Origin of the sequence: Marinomonas ostreistagni (genome assembly GCF_016461785.1) — a bacterium.
In the GTDB taxonomy this organism is placed as follows: domain Bacteria; phylum Pseudomonadota; class Gammaproteobacteria; order Pseudomonadales; family Marinomonadaceae; genus Marinomonas; species Marinomonas ostreistagni_A.
In genome coordinates this window covers 44326-59038 of record NZ_JAEMUH010000018.1, presented here as the reverse complement: position 1 = coordinate 59038, position 14713 = coordinate 44326, and the positions used below count along the sequence as shown (strand labels likewise).

Here is a 14713-nt window from a genome sequence, read left to right as displayed (position 1 = left end):
ACGTGAGTCGTCACACATGAGCCAATCCGATAAAGACAATCATACGCCAATGATGCGCCAATACTTTGGCCTAAAATCACAGCACCCTAATCAAATGCTGTTTTACCGTATGGGAGACTTCTACGAGTTGTTCTATGACGACGCTAAACGCGCCTCTGAGCTGCTAGATATTACCTTGACGGCCCGTGGTCACTCCGGCGGCAAACCGATCCCAATGGCAGGTATCCCATTCCATGCGGCTGAAAACTACATCGCCCGCTTAGTGCGAATGGGAGAATCAGTAGTTATCGCAGAGCAAGTTGGCGATCCAGCGACTAGTAAGGGGCCAGTAGAACGCCAAGTAGCACGCATCGTGACCCCTGGCACCATCAGTGATGAAGCATTCCTTGAAGAAAAGCGGGAAAACTTATTGTTATCCGTTGCTCACGTTCAACGCAAAGGTTTAGATGTTTTTGGCTTCTCTTACCTAGATATGGCCAGCGGCCGCTTCTGTGTCTTTGAAGTTGATGGTCATGAAGCACTAGCCAGCGAGTTACAACGTCTATCACCCAAAGAAATTCTGCTTTCGGAAGACTTCCCAGCACGCGATCTGATTACACTTGAGCGCGGCGTTAGCGAATTAGGCCCTTGGCACTTTGATTTTGAATCCAGTTACCGCCAGCTAATTCAACAGTTTAATACCAAAGATTTATCTGGTTTTGGTTGTGAAGCCTTAACAGCGGCTATCGCCTCGGCAGGTGCACTACTACAATACGCTAAAGATACCCAACGCTCATCGCTGCCTCATATCCAGGCAATTAGCGTTGAGCAACGCGATGATTCCGTATTGATTGATGGTGCCACTCGTCGCAATCTAGAGATTGACCAAAACCTCAACGGCAGTACCAGCAATACATTAATGAGTGTGATTGACAGCTGCGCCACACCAATGGGATCACGCCTTTTAAAACGCTGGTTACACACGCCGATCCGCAACCTAGAAGAAATTCAGGGACGCCAACAAGCTGTACACGCTCTTTTAAATAATTTCACCTTTGAAACGCTGCAAAGCACCATCAAAGCCGTGGGTGATATGGAGCGTATCCTGTCTCGTGTGGCACTGCGCTCAGCACGCCCAAGAGACTTAGTGCGTCTGCGCATGGCACTAGAAACCATGCCTGAGCTACGCCGTATTTTAAGCAAAATTCCTGATAACAGCCGTTTAGCACATTTACATGATCGTCTGGTTGAACAACCAGTGCTGACAGACGAACTAGCGCGCGCTTTAGTCGAAAACCCACCTGCCGTGATTCGTGATGGTGGCATGATGGCGCAAGGATACGATGAAGAGTTAGATGAGTTGATTTCTCTTTCCACCAACGCTACAGATTATTTGGCAGAAGTGGAGCGACGCGAAAAAGAGCGCACTGGCATCGCCTCTTTAAAAGTGGGTTACAACCGAGTTCACGGCTACTACATTGAAATCAGTCGCTTGCATTCGGACATGGCGCCAACAGAATACGTTCGCCGCCAAACCCTGAAAAATGCAGAACGCTTTATTACACCAGAACTGAAAGAGTTTGAAGATAAAGCCCTAAGCGCCAAGTCCAAAGCGCTAGCACGTGAAAAACAATTGTATGAACGACTATTAGATAAATTAAACGATGTGCTCGGCCCACTACAAACCGCTAGCCAAGCAGTCGCGCAACTAGACGTTTTAGGCTGTTTTGCCGAGCGTGCTAATCGTTTAAGCTTTTGCTGCCCAGAAGTACACAATCGTGGCGGTATGTCGATCCAAGCAGGTCGTCACCCAGTCGTTGAATCCGTTATTTCAGATCCGTTCATCCCCAATGACCTAGATCTTCATGAAGGTCGTAGTTTGCTGATGATCACAGGTCCAAACATGGGCGGTAAATCCACATACATGCGCCAAATTGCGATCATTGCCCTATTGGCTCACACTGGTAGCTTTGTGCCCGCAGAAGCCGCTTCTCTTTCAGTGGTCGATCGTATCTTTACCCGTATGGGATCATCGGATGACCTAGCAGGTGGACGTTCGACCTTTATGGTGGAGATGACAGAAACTGCTAACATTCTAAATAACGCAACTAAAGACAGCTTGGTGCTAATGGACGAGGTGGGACGAGGTACCAGCACCTTTGATGGTTTATCACTCGCTTGGTCGGCGGTTGAGTACCTTGCTAACGAGCTAGGCAGCTATGTATTGTTTGCCACCCACTACTTTGAACTGACCACCCTAGCCGAGCGTCTTCCTAGTGCCGCCAATGTTCATTTAACTGCGACGGAATACGAAGACGATATCGTCTTTATGCACCAAGTACATGACGGTCCTGCTAGTCAGTCTTATGGCTTACAGGTGGCTCAACTAGCAGGGGTGCCTAAAAGTGTTATCTTAGAGGCTCGGCAAAAACTTGGAGAATTGGAAGGCGAACGTACTGAAAAGCCAGTAAATGCAGTTCCACCCGAAGCCGTTCCACAGGAATTCACTGCGCCGCAGGTTAAAGAGTCAGCACCAAAAGCGATTGCTCCGATGAGCTCTTCACCGATGCAAGCAGATATGTTTGCAGTCGACGAAGCCAGCCAACTAAAAGAGGCCATCGCCGCAGTTGATATAGACAATACAACACCGCTTGAAGCACTTAATCTATTGCACAAATTGAAAAGTGGTCTGTAGCTGCATAAGCTAAGATCAGAAAATTTAGCGGTACGGCCAATTGTTCCTTGCCGCTATACAGTCTATGCCACTAAAATACTGGCAAAATTTTGAACTGATTCTAGGAGAGAAGTCGAATGGCTTTCATCGTTACTGACAACTGTATCCGTTGTAAATACACTGATTGTGTTGAAGTTTGCCCAGTTGATTGTTTTTACGAAGGTCCAAACTTTCTAGCGATTAACCCTGATGAGTGTATCGACTGTGCACTGTGTGAACCTGAATGTCCTGCTGGCGCAATCTTCTCTGAAGACGAACTACCAGACGGTCAAGAAGTGTTCGTTGAGCTAAACCAAGAACTATCTCTGATTTGGCCAAACATTACAGAGCAAAAAGACGCACTGCCAGATGCAGCGGAATGGGACGGCGTTGAAGACAAGCTTGAGCACCTAGAGCGCTAAGTTTGAGACGCTTTAAAAGAAGCAGCTTCGGCTGCTTTTTTTATGCTTGGGGAAAGATGACTTGATAAATCGCAGGCAAAGAAAAAGGCAGCCTAGGCTGCCTGTTTTTTTGCTCTATTCCGTTAAAGCGCTCGGTCCTTGAAGATGCGAATCCGTCGCCGTTAATCCGTAACTTGCCATCTTTGGCCTACGCTTGAGTCCCTCAAGCTGCTTATCCTGTAAAATCCGTCTTCGAAGTGATCCGTACTTCAATCCAGCTATCCCTCAAAGCTTCTTGCTTTGCTGCACTTCTCTGTGCTTCTCAATCCATGAGCTCCCTTTGGATGTCTTTAATTTACCTCATCCAGAGAAACTTTCAACTCACTAGAGAAACAGCAAAAAACATACTATTTATAATAAATTCAATAATTTAGGATTTTTTACCGATCAATTTTCCGTTATTCCTTGCATATTACCGAAATTCCTTACGCTCATGTCAGATTTGCCTTACAACTTTATTTGCTAGGAGCTAATCATTAAAAAAATAAGGGATGGATTGATCAATTTTAAAATTTCCGAACAGAAAAAGAGACCATGATCATGGTCAACCTTGATTCGATAATGTGGTTATCTATTGAAGCAGAAAAAGAAAAGGGCAGCCTAAGCTGCCCCGTTTTTGCTTTAGTCCTTTAAAGCGCTCAATCCATGAGTATGCGAGTCCATCGCAGTCAGTCCATAACTTGCCACCTTGGCCTGTAACTCTATTCCGTAGAGTCTGTTTGTCCTGTCAAAATCCGTCTTCAAGTGATCCAATCACTCTACTCCAGTTATCTTACAAAGCTCCGTGCTTTGCTGCACCTCTATGTGCGATCTCAATCCCTGAGCTCCCTCTAGATGAATTAAATGTACCCTAATTCAAATTTCTTGCAACTTTATACAAATTAATAAAACTAAAAATTTGTTTTTAACAATCAACAAATTAGATGTTTTCGTCCATGAATTTTCCATAAATCGCTTAGTATTACTGAAAAGTCTTACAGCAATGTCAGGAATTCCCTACAATCCATTTGGTCAGGATTAAATCTTGATACGAGGTTTAATCGAAAGTTAGAACGAACCATCAACAATTGTTAAAACGTTGCTCGAAAACTTTCTACCCACTTAACTGCTTCAGCGTATGTCTGAGCCAGAATCTTCATATCCTCTTCAGACTTAATAGGACGATTCTTTTCATAGGCCTCGATCAGGTCCAGTGTATAACCGACACGTCCCGACCGCTCTAATATGGCCCCTGTGAACTCAAGTGGGAGAGGTAACTCTGATAAGATATCTTCTAGATCAACACCAACACATACATCAATCATAGACAGCATGCCGGCTAAGAAGTAACGGTCTTCATTCGCATACTGTTGCGATTGAGCGAATAACTCAGCATGTTTCGCACGAAGTAAAACCTGCCCCTGAAGCACTTCTCGATCTGCCGTCATTTCTGACATCAGTAGTAAATTCGTGATGGATTTAAGTTGCTCCGTGCCAATCAACATAATGGCTAAGCGTAATGAATCAACCGATGCAACCAACCCCATAAGAGGAGAATTTAAATATTTAAGTAACTTATGAACCAAGCCAATGTCTTGGCTTACAATATTTTCCAGTTCAGCAATCGACATGTCACTGGCTTTCATCAATGAGGCCATCAGCTGAAGCAACGTCATCTGATTAACGCTGGAAGCCTTTTTAGACAATGCTTGCGGCTTTTCAAAAAAATAGCCTTGGTAATAATCTACTTCAAGCAGCTTTGCAAAGTGGTAGTCTTCCCAAGTCTCAATTTTCTCAGCAATGATTTTTACATCATAAGGACGTAATGCTTCTACTTGCTGGTGGAATGCATCTTTTCCTAACGCTAAAATGTCGAGTTTAACGTATTCCGCAACCTCCACAAAAGGTGCAAGCTTTGGCTCAAAAACAAAGTCATCCAAAGCGATTTTGAAACCAGCATTTTGCCAGCGTCGAAGCGAAGCTAATAGCACAGCATCAAAGCCAGCATTCTCTAATACTTCAATCACAGTATGATCTTTCGGCAAGGGTACGCCACTTGGGTTGACTAGGTATCCACGAGGGAAATTCACAAAGGCTTTGCCAGTACCCACGATGTTGTGCAATCCAAGGTCTAGCAAACATGCCGTAATCACTTGAGCCGTCGCCCCAACTTGATCGTAAACATCAGCACTATTGGCTCGTACGTCACGGCGATACAACAGCTCATAACCAAACGTAGATAAAGAATTGTCAACGATTGGTTGTCGAGCTAGCGCGACATTGTGATACATCATATATTCTAGATACCTTTCATCATTAGCTGCACTTTAATAAAAGTGCATCAATCTAGCTTTTATTTACGCAGTATATTGCCAAATTTCGCTTTGGGCGAGGGCAATAAAATTGTTAACATGAGCAGATAAAGAAAGCAAAATAAATTGTGGGGATACAAATGCCAACATACCGCTCCAAAACTTCCACTGGCGGCCGTAATATGGCCGGTGCTCGCGCCCTATGGCGTGCAACAGGCATGAAGGACGAGGACTTTCATAAACCAATTATCGCAGTTGCCAACTCATTCACGCAGTTTGTACCAGGGCACGTTCACCTAAAAGACCTTGGACAGCTTGTCTGCCGTGAGATCGAAGCCGCGGGTGGTGTTGCAAAAGAATTTAACACAATTGCTGTGGATGATGGCATTGCTATGGGTCATGACGGCATGCTTTACAGCCTACCTTCACGCGACCTTATTGCTGATTCAGTAGAGTACATGGTCAATGCGCACTGCGCGGATGCCCTAGTGTGTATCTCTAACTGTGACAAAATCACACCGGGGATGTTGATGGCAGCTCTGCGCCTAAACATTCCAGTAATTTTCGTCTCTGGTGGCCCAATGGAAGCGGGTAAAACTAAGCTTTCTGAACACAAGCTTGACCTAGTTGATGCCATGGTTATCGCAGCAGATGACAGTGTTTCTGATGAAGTCGTTGCCGAAATTGAGCGCTCAGCTTGTCCAACATGTGGTTCATGTTCTGGTATGTTCACCGCGAACTCTATGAACTGTCTAACCGAAGCTCTTGGTCTAAGTCTTCCAGGTAACGGTACTGTCGTTGCAACACACGCTGACCGTGAACGTCTGTTCCTTGAAGCAGGTCGCCGCATTGTTGAAATCACTAAGAACTACTACGAAAAAGACGAAGAGAAGTGGCTACCACGTTCTATCGCGACATTCGAGGCGTTCGAAAACGCGATGACTCTAGATATCGCTATGGGTGGCTCTACTAACACTATCCTACACTTGCTAGCGATGGCTCGTGAAGCGGGTGTAGACTTCACAATGAAAGACATCGACCGTCTTTCTCGCAAAGTGCCGCAGCTATGTAAAGTGGCACCGAACACGCAAAAATATCATATTGAAGACGTACACCGCGCTGGTGGCATCTTTGGTCTACTAGGTGAATTGAATCGCGCTGGCGCACTGCACAACCAAGTACATACAGTTCATTCTGATACCATGCTGGATGGCCTAAAAAAGTGGGACATCATGGAATCACCAACACCTGAAGTGGTGGAATTCTACAAAGCAGGCCCTGGCGGTATCCCAACACAGGTAGCATTTAGTCAGGATTGCCGCTGGCCAACACTTGACGGTGACCGTGCTAACGGCTGTATCCGTTCCCTAGAAAACGCTTTCTCTCTAGAAGGCGGTCTAGCGGTTCTTTACGGTAACATCGCTCTAGATGGCTGTGTGGTTAAGAGTGCTGGTGTAGACGAGTCGATCCTTGTATTCGAAGGTCGTGCCCACGTAACAGAATCTCAAGACGAAGCGGTAAGCAACATTTTGGCAGACAAAGTGGAAGCTGGTGACATCGTTATCGTTCGTTACGAAGGCCCTAAAGGCGGCCCTGGTATGCAAGAAATGCTATACCCAACGTCTTACATCAAGTCTAAAGGTTTAGGCAAAGCCTGTGCCCTACTAACAGACGGTCGTTTCTCTGGTGGTACATCGGGTCTATCCATTGGTCACGTTTCTCCGGAAGCCGCTGCGGGTGGTGCTATCGGACTAGTGGAAAATGGCGATCGTATCTTGATCGACATTCCTAACCGTTCCATCAACGTATTGCTATCTGACGAAGAACTAGCCGCTCGTCGTGCAGCGATGGAAGCGAAAGGCGCAGACGCATGGAAACCTGCTGAACTTCGTCCTCGTAAAGTATCGCCAGCTCTGAAAATATATGCACACTTCGCAACAAGCGCAGATAAAGGTGCGGTACGCGATCTCGATCAGCTTGATTAATTCATACTGACACAACCCCAAAGCCGTTCCTTAACCTGAGGAACGGCTTTTTTAATGATATTGGACACAATACAATGCTAAGTTATCGACACATTTACCATGCCGGCAACCATGCCGATATATTGAAGCACTTGGTTGTGAGCCAAGTTTGCCAACACTTAACCAAGAAAGACGCACCGTTTTTCTACCTTGATACCCATGCGGGCATTGGTTTATACGAGCTAGCATCAGATCAAGCCCAATTGAACCAAGAATATGACACGGGTATCAGTCGTTTGATGGAACGCAACGATTTGCCTGAGCCTCTTGAGCAATTTGTCGACCTTGTCAAAGACTTGAACCCAGAAGCTAAACTTAACGTTTATCCTGGTAGCCCTATGGTGGTGAATCACTATCTGCGCCAGAAAGACAAACTGCACTTATGTGAACTGCACCCAAACGACTACCCACTACTTGCTTCACTTTTCCCCAAAAAAAGAGTCGCAAATGTGGTAAAAGAGGATGGTTTCCAAGCGGTTAAATCCATGCTGCCACCGCCACAGAAGCGTGGTTTTGTATTGATGGACCCACCATATGAAGTCAAAACAGATTACCAGAAGGTAGTAAAAGCATTAGAGGAAGGCCATAAGCGTTTTTCACAAGGCACTTACGCAATATGGTATCCTGTGTTAAATAGACGCCAAGCGGATCAGTTGCTGAATGCCGTCGAAGCAACCAAAATTAGAAATACATTGTTACTAGAATTAAATATTCGCGGTACAGAAACCAAGCGCGGAATGGCAGGCAGTGGCATGATCATTGTTAATCCACCTTGGACACTGGAAAAGGAAGCGGAAACGTTTCTACCGTATTTAAGTGACGTGTTGGCCGAAGACCAAGACGCACACTTTCAACTACGCTGGATTACACCAGAGTAACGCTCATAGGCGAGCATACTGACTTGATAAGGAGCCCAAAATGTCAATCCCTTTTCCTACTGCTTTTCACCATATGCCGACACCAGCGTTTGTTGCTGAAGTCAGCAGCGGTGATATCGTAGCAGCCAATGCTAGCCTAGAGCATCTTTACTTGAATGTTGGGGCCGCGAGGCAACATACTTGGTCCAGCCTTGTAAACGATGCATCATCTCAGCTCTCTGAGATTGTTACTAAGGTACAACGGGGCGAAGTGGAGCGTATCAGTGCACGCCTTGAAGTGGGTGACCGTACATTAAGTGCCGAGATTTCGATTATTGAGCTCGATGACCAGCATATACTGGGTTACATTTCCCATACTGAGCACTTGGACTTTAGTGTCGCAGAAAACACTTTGCTTAAGTTTGCACTGACTGAATCCTCAGCCGGTATTTGGATGTGGGAAATCGAGGGTGATACTATCTCCTGCTCACAATCAATCGCCTCGTTACTGGGCTGCTCATTAGAAGAGACGCCACACAGTGCTGAAGGGTGGCACGGCCGTGTTCATAAAGACGATCTACCCAAAATGATGCGTACGATTCAAGAACACATCAAGCACAAACAACGGTATTACGAAGCTGAATATCGTATTCGACGCGGTAACGATGAGTACATTTGGGTACGAGAGAGAGGACGCACCTACAGCCAAGATTCCAGTGGCAATGTCGCTAAAATCATCGGCTTCATTGAGGATATAAGCTCCCAAAAAGCATTAGAGGAGCATTTGCGTTCTCAAGCGACTTTTGATGAACTAACTGGGCTTTTGAATCGCGGTGCAGCGTTGACCCATTTTACAAAACAGCTTGGTCTTGCTCGTCGCCAATACACCCCACTCACCATGGCCAAAATTGACCTGGATGCACGTGGCTTACTTGCAGACATGCCTTTAGAACAGCGCAACACAGCGATCCACACGTCTGCTCGCTTTATCTATAAGAAGATTCGTGAGGCGGATATTTTGGCCCGTGTTGCTCAAGATAAGCTGTTGTTATTATTACCAAATACCAGCTTGAAAGATGCTCAGAAGTTGATTAATAGCTTCTTAAAACCAAGCCAAGAAGAGCTAAAAGTATTAGAGTTCTCTGATGCTAGCCACCTTAATCTTTGTGTCGGCTTAGCCACTTTCCCTGAAGACGGCGAAACCATCGAAGAACTGGCACAAAGCGCTAACTCAGCGGTGGAAAAAGGCAGAACATCAGGCGTCGCTATTTCCATAGCAGAATAACCCATATCTCAAGCAAAACTAAAAAAGGAGCCGCGGCTCCTTTTTTAGTTTTTTGCAACAGATCATTCACCCTGCAGTGTCAATACAATGCTGCGTGCGCCACCATGATTACGATGCTCACAAAGGTAAATCCCCTGCCAAATTCCTAAGTTTAAATCCCCATTCGTCACGGGAATATTCAAACTTGAACCAAGAATGCTGCTCTTAAGGTGCGCGGGCATGTCGTCGCTACCTTCGTAAACATGCTGGTAGTAAGGTTCGTTCTCCGGCACCGCATGATTAAAGTAGCTTTCAAAGTCAACACGTACCGTAGGATCGGCGTTTTCATTGATGGTCAATGACGCAGAAGAATGCTTGATAAAGACATTCAGCAAGCCTATATCGAGCTTTCGAAGCTCCGGTAGCTGACGTAAGATCTCGTCCGTGACCAGATGAAAGCCACGCTTACGCGGTGACAGCTTGATCTCTTTTTGCAACCACATAGCTTAGCCTTTTTGGTAAATACTAAAGCGGTAGTCGTAAGGATTAGGCCCTTGCGCTGCAAATGCTTCTTCGCCAATCTTTTCATAGTTTTCCCAGTTTACTTCTGGGAAGAATGCATCGCCTTCAATCTCTGCATCCACGTGGGTGATGTAAAGGCGGTCTGCGCGTTCAAGGGCCAGTGAATAGATTTGCGCGCCACCGATAATCATCACTTCTTCTTGACCATCCACAAGACAAATGTCTTCACCCAATTGAATAGCTGCCTCCAAAGAACCGACAACATCCACACCTTCTGGCTGGTAATCTGGATTACGGCTAATGACAATATTACGGCGACCTGGAAGCGGCTTGCCAATTGATTCAAAGGTGTTGCGCCCCATCACAATAGGCTTGCCCATGGTCGCTTGCTTGAAGTATTTAAGATCATTCGGCAGATGCCAAGGTAGGGAATTGTTAATACCGATTACACGGTTAGTCGACATGGCAACGATTAGGGATAGCATTTTCTCTCCGAACTCTGAAGGCAATTTGATATACTCTGCGCCAATATTATACCGACCATGGACTCAATTGCATGAAACAATATTTAGATCTTTGTCGTCGCATTATTGATGAAGGCGAATGGGTAGCAAACGAACGCACAGGCAAACGCTGCCTAACCGTGATTAACGCTGACCTAACCTATGATGTCGGTGCTGGTGAATTCCCATTAGTCACGACTCGAAAAAGCTACTGGAAATCTGCAATTGCCGAAATGATGGGCTATTTACGCGGCTATGATAACGCAGCAGACTTCCGAGCACTGGGCACCAAAACTTGGGATGCCAATGCCAATGAAAATCAAGCGTGGCTAAATAACCCTTACCGCAAAGGCGAAGACGATATGGGTCTTTGCTATGGTGCAATTGGTCGTAACTTCCCGAAACCAGATGGTGGCACGATCGATCAATTACGCCAAATTGTGGACGATTTATCAAAGGGTGTAGATAACCGAGGGGAGATATTCACCTTCTACCATCCCGGCGCACTGCATATGGCGTGTCTACGCCCTTGCATGTACAGTCATCACTTTTCCCTACTGGGTGACACCTTGTACCTGAACAGTACTCAGCGTAGCTGTGACGTGCCGTTAGGGCTTAACTTCAATATGGTACAAGTGTATTTCTTGCTGGCCATCATGGCGCAAATCACAGGAAAGAAACCAGGCAAGGCCTACCATAAGATTGTTAATGCGCATATCTATGAAGATCAGCTGGAGCTAATGCGCGATGTTCAGCTTAAGCGCGAGCCACTCGCGGTGCCAACATTTAAAATCAATCCGGCTATCAAATCGCTAGAAGACTTAGAAACATGGGTAACATTGGATGACTTCGAGCTAGAAGGCTATGAGTTTCATGACCCCATCGCTTACCCTTTTACGGTCTAACCGTTACGCCCTGCTAGAAACAACAACGCCGTATCAATGATACGGCGTTGTTGTTTTCGAGACAGGTAAAGCCTTTTACTTTTGTGGATAACGTTGCATTTTGAAACCAAACACCACAAGTGCAATACCTAATAGTACCATCGGAGTCGAAAGGATCTGACCTTGGGTTAGCCAACCAAACGCGATGTACCCCAGTTGCGGGTCCGGCTCTCGCACGAATTCCACCAGAATTCGGAAAATGCCGTAGAACAATAAGAACATGCCTGATACACAGTAACGTGGTTTTGATTTCTGTGAGAAAAACCAAAGTATCGTAAACAGAGCGACACCTTCTAGCGCAAATTGATAGAGCTGAGACGGGTGACGAGCTAGCTGAAGCGGATCCGTAGGGAAGATCATTGCCCAAGACACATCGGTCGGCTTCCCCCAAAGTTCAGCACCGATAAAGTTGCCAAGACGTCCAAGCCCTAGACCAATCGGAACAAAGGGTGCGCCAAAGTCCAATATGTCGATGATGTGCTTTTGGGTTTTACGAGAAAACCACCACATGGCGGCAATCACCCCTAATAGCCCACCGTGGAATGACATCCCACCTTCCCAGATACGGAACAACACCAAAGGATTATCAATAAAGGAAGGGAACTGATAAAACAGAATATAGCCGATGCGACCACCAAGGATGACCCCCACCGCGCCAAAGAAAATCATGTCACTGACTTGCTCTGGCGTCCACAAACCATTGGAACGCCTAGCGCGATAGACGCCTAGGTAATAGGCCGAAACAAAGCCAATTAAATACATCAGGCCGTACCAATGAATGGCAATAGGACCGAGCGATACCGCTACCGGATCGATATTTGGATAGGCAATCATAAAAAGTCTAGTTATTGGTTAGGTTATTGAAGAGCAGCCGTCTTCGACGGGCGAATCAAGCGTTCGACACCAGCTTCTCTGGCAAGTTTCATCATCGTCTGACGTACTGCATCGGAATGCACTAACGGTAGTACCTGCCGAAGCATATCTTGCGCCTGCTCCATGGTCAGTTTACGCAGTACTGCTTTCACTTTCGGTAAGCTTGTTGAACTCATAGAAAGGGTGTCATACCCCATCGCCATGATCAAAATGGCACCAAGCGGATCACCGGCCATCTCACCACATACGCTGAGCTTCACCCCTTCTCCTTTGGTGCGCTCGACAATGTCAGATAAAGCACGTAGCACCGCTGGATGGAAGGTATGGTATAAGTTTGCCACACGCGAATTATTTCGATCCACCGCTAGCAAATATTGAGTCAAGTCGTTACTGCCCACCGACATGAAGTCGACCATGCCAGCAAGCTCCTTGGCTTGATACACAGCACTTGGCACTTCGATCATGACGCCAACCAACGGCATCACCACATCATAACCTTCCTCTTTGACTTCAGCGTAGGCGCGGCGTATCAAAGCCAACGCTTCTTCTACTTCTGCCACGTTGGAAATCATTGGCAACATGATTTTAAGGTTGTGTAAGCCAGCACTAGCTTTAATCATGGCACGAATCTGCGCCATGAAAATTTCAAGATGGTCCAGTGTGACACGAATACCACGCCATCCTAGGAATGGGTTTTCTTCGTTAATGGGGAAGTAAGGCAGCGCCTTATCTCCACCTACATCTAACGTACGAATCGTTACTGGGGCTGGAGCAAAGCCTTCTAATTGCTGACGATATATTTGTTCCTGCTCCGCTTCGGTTGGAAAACGATCACGGATCATAAACGGTACTTCGGTGCGGTAAAGCCCGACACCTTCTGCACCACGATCTAGAGAGCGATTAATATCCGCAAGCAAGCCTGTATTTACATACAAGCCTATACGCTGGCCATCTAATGTCTCACAAGGCAGGTCTTTAAGCTGTTCGTACTCACTTTCTAATTGGCGTTCTTCATCGACAATCTGCTGATAGCTGTCGATGATAGCCTCTGAAGGGTAAGTAAAAATCTGACCAGAATAGCCATCGACGATCATATCGATCTTATCGAGCTTGCTATACGGTAAATCGACCGCCCCCATGACAGTAGGGATCCCCATTGCACGTGCCAAAATTGCCACGTGAGAACTGCTGGACCCCATAACAGACACCAAGCCTTTTACTTTATCCAAAGGGAACTCACCTAGCATCGAGGCTGTTAATTCCTCACTCACTAAAATAACAGGTTCTGTCAGGTCTTCTGTGACGCTTGGCGTTTTCTCTTGTAAGTGGGACAGTATACGACGACCTAGATCACGAATATCTGATGCACGCTCACGGAGATACGGATCTTCCATTTGTTCGAAAAAGGAAATATGTAGCTTAATCACTTGACGAAGTGCACCAGGAGCCCAGTTACCTTCTTCGATTTTTCTAACAATTTCAGCGGCCAATGAATTGTCATCGAGGATTTTCAAGTACACATCAAACAAGGCTTTCTCGTCATTGCTGATGTGCTGACTTAAACGACTACTGACTTTTTTAATGTCACTACGGACCGCCTCTAAAGCTTGGTAAAAGTCTTCCACTTCAGATTCGGTACTCTGAGGAATACGATCAGGAATCACATCTAAATCTGCGGGAGGGAAAATAACCACCGCTTTGCCGATAGCAACACCGGAGCTTCCAGCAATACCTTTGTAGCGAAAGTCTGAACCTGGAGGCGGCGTATTAGGCGTTAGGGACATCATCGCCCCTGTCGCCTCAGCATGAGCGATTACACCCGCCAGCTGTGCTGACAACGTGATTAGAAAGGCTTCTTCACCTTCATCAAAGCGACGGCGCTCTTCGTGCTGAACCACCAATACGCCAAGTACCTGACGGTGGTGAATAATCGGTACACCTAGGAAGGATTTGTAACGCTCTTCGCCGGTACCACTTAAATAGTGGAACGCTGGGTGAATATGCGCATCCTCTAGGTTCACAGGCTCAGCACGGCGCCCAACCAAACTGACTAGGCCTTCATCCGATTTCAAGCTGAGCTTGCCCGCAGCATCAGCGTTTAAACCGCGGGTCGCCATTAAGATATAATCTTGTGTGTTGGGATCCACTAAGTAGATTGAGCATACTTCAGAGCGCATCGCACGTCTTACACGTCGTACGATGATGTCCAGCGCAGCCTGCAATGACTGTGCTGCCGTAACCTCTTGAGTGATTCGTCTCAATAAACTTAACATAAATCCTCT

Annotated in this window: 11 protein-coding genes; 6 read left to right on the top strand and 5 right to left on the bottom strand. The window is 46.3% G+C overall.

What is annotated here, in order from left to right; all coding sequences use genetic code 11:
• Window positions 1-16: 16 nt before the first annotated feature.
• Together mutS and fdxA are read left to right on the top strand one after the other, a co-directional pair.
• Window positions 17-2674 carry a DNA mismatch repair protein MutS gene (mutS, locus tag JHD44_RS16710; protein ID WP_199463905.1) on the top strand — a complete coding sequence of 886 codons (2658 nt, stop codon included), beginning with the start codon at window positions 17-19 and terminating at the stop codon, window positions 2672-2674.
• A 116-nt stretch (window positions 2675-2790) separates the two neighbouring features.
• On the top strand, window positions 2791-3114 hold the full coding sequence (gene fdxA, locus JHD44_RS16705; RefSeq protein ID WP_133564916.1) for a ferredoxin FdxA: 324 nt from the start codon (window positions 2791-2793) through the stop codon (window positions 3112-3114).
• A gap of 1109 nt (window positions 3115-4223) precedes the next feature.
• Here fdxA and JHD44_RS16700 read toward each other — a convergent pair.
• Window positions 4224-5426, bottom strand: coding sequence for an EAL and HDOD domain-containing protein (locus JHD44_RS16700; RefSeq protein ID WP_199463904.1), 1203 nt, complete (start codon window positions 5424-5426; stop codon window positions 4224-4226).
• A gap of 158 nt (window positions 5427-5584) precedes the next feature.
• Between JHD44_RS16700 and ilvD the strand changes: the two genes are divergently transcribed.
• The 3 genes from ilvD (at window position 5585) to JHD44_RS16685 (ending at window position 9610) form a co-directional block, all read left to right on the top strand.
• On the top strand, window positions 5585-7429 hold the full coding sequence (gene ilvD, locus JHD44_RS16695) for a dihydroxy-acid dehydratase (protein WP_199463903.1): 1845 nt from the start codon (window positions 5585-5587) through the stop codon (window positions 7427-7429).
• A 74-nt stretch (window positions 7430-7503) separates the two neighbouring features.
• Window positions 7504-8346: a 23S rRNA (adenine(2030)-N(6))-methyltransferase RlmJ gene (locus JHD44_RS16690; RefSeq protein WP_199463902.1), complete on the top strand. Its 843-nt coding sequence runs from the start codon at window positions 7504-7506 to the stop codon at window positions 8344-8346.
• 40 nt (window positions 8347-8386) lie between these two features.
• Entirely contained in the window at window positions 8387-9610 is a 1224-nt protein-coding gene (locus tag JHD44_RS16685; protein ID WP_199463901.1) for a PAS domain-containing protein, read from the top strand.
• A gap of 62 nt (window positions 9611-9672) precedes the next feature.
• On the opposite strand, the gene JHD44_RS16680 is transcribed toward JHD44_RS16685, so the two are convergent.
• Both JHD44_RS16680 and folA read right to left on the bottom strand, forming a co-directional pair.
• On the bottom strand, window positions 9673-10092 hold the full coding sequence (locus JHD44_RS16680) for a secondary thiamine-phosphate synthase enzyme YjbQ (protein WP_199463900.1): 420 nt from the start codon (window positions 10090-10092) through the stop codon (window positions 9673-9675).
• Window positions 10093-10095: 3 nt separating this feature from the next.
• Window positions 10096-10596 carry a type 3 dihydrofolate reductase gene (gene folA / locus JHD44_RS16675; protein ID WP_199463899.1) on the bottom strand — a complete coding sequence of 167 codons (501 nt, stop codon included), beginning with the start codon at window positions 10594-10596 and terminating at the stop codon, window positions 10096-10098.
• 71 nt (window positions 10597-10667) lie between these two features.
• Between folA and JHD44_RS16670 the strand changes: the two genes are divergently transcribed.
• A complete protein-coding gene (locus JHD44_RS16670) occupies window positions 10668-11519 on the top strand; it encodes a thymidylate synthase (protein ID WP_199463898.1) in 852 nt (283 codons plus the stop codon).
• Window positions 11520-11594: 75 nt separating this feature from the next.
• On the opposite strand, the gene lgt is transcribed toward JHD44_RS16670, so the two are convergent.
• Both lgt and ptsP read right to left on the bottom strand, forming a co-directional pair.
• Window positions 11595-12392: a prolipoprotein diacylglyceryl transferase gene (gene lgt, locus JHD44_RS16665; protein WP_199463897.1), complete on the bottom strand. Its 798-nt coding sequence runs from the start codon at window positions 12390-12392 to the stop codon at window positions 11595-11597.
• A gap of 23 nt (window positions 12393-12415) precedes the next feature.
• A complete protein-coding gene (ptsP, locus tag JHD44_RS16660) occupies window positions 12416-14704 on the bottom strand; it encodes a phosphoenolpyruvate--protein phosphotransferase (protein WP_199463896.1) in 2289 nt (762 codons plus the stop codon).
• Between the last annotated feature and the right edge of the window lie 9 nt (window positions 14705-14713).

Excerpts from the sequence above, each read along its gene's own strand:
- mutS (WP_199463905.1), top strand. The coding sequence starts at position 17 with ATGAGCCAATCCGATAAAGACAATCATACGCCAATGATGCGCCAATAC.
- fdxA (WP_133564916.1), top strand. The coding sequence starts at position 2,791 with ATGGCTTTCATCGTTACTGACAACTGTATCCGTTGTAAATACACTGAT.
- JHD44_RS16700 (WP_199463904.1), bottom strand. The coding sequence starts at position 5,426 with ATGATGTATCACAATGTCGCGCTAGCTCGACAACCAATCGTTGACAAT.
- ilvD (WP_199463903.1), top strand. The coding sequence starts at position 5,585 with ATGCCAACATACCGCTCCAAAACTTCCACTGGCGGCCGTAATATGGCC.
- JHD44_RS16690 (WP_199463902.1), top strand. The coding sequence starts at position 7,504 with ATGCTAAGTTATCGACACATTTACCATGCCGGCAACCATGCCGATATA.
- JHD44_RS16685 (WP_199463901.1), top strand. The coding sequence starts at position 8,387 with ATGTCAATCCCTTTTCCTACTGCTTTTCACCATATGCCGACACCAGCG.
- JHD44_RS16680 (WP_199463900.1), bottom strand. The coding sequence starts at position 10,092 with ATGTGGTTGCAAAAAGAGATCAAGCTGTCACCGCGTAAGCGTGGCTTT.
- folA (WP_199463899.1), bottom strand. The coding sequence starts at position 10,596 with ATGCTATCCCTAATCGTTGCCATGTCGACTAACCGTGTAATCGGTATT.
- JHD44_RS16670 (WP_199463898.1), top strand. The coding sequence starts at position 10,668 with ATGAAACAATATTTAGATCTTTGTCGTCGCATTATTGATGAAGGCGAA.
- lgt (WP_199463897.1), bottom strand. The coding sequence starts at position 12,392 with ATGATTGCCTATCCAAATATCGATCCGGTAGCGGTATCGCTCGGTCCT.
- ptsP (WP_199463896.1), bottom strand. The coding sequence starts at position 14,704 with ATGTTAAGTTTATTGAGACGAATCACTCAAGAGGTTACGGCAGCACAG.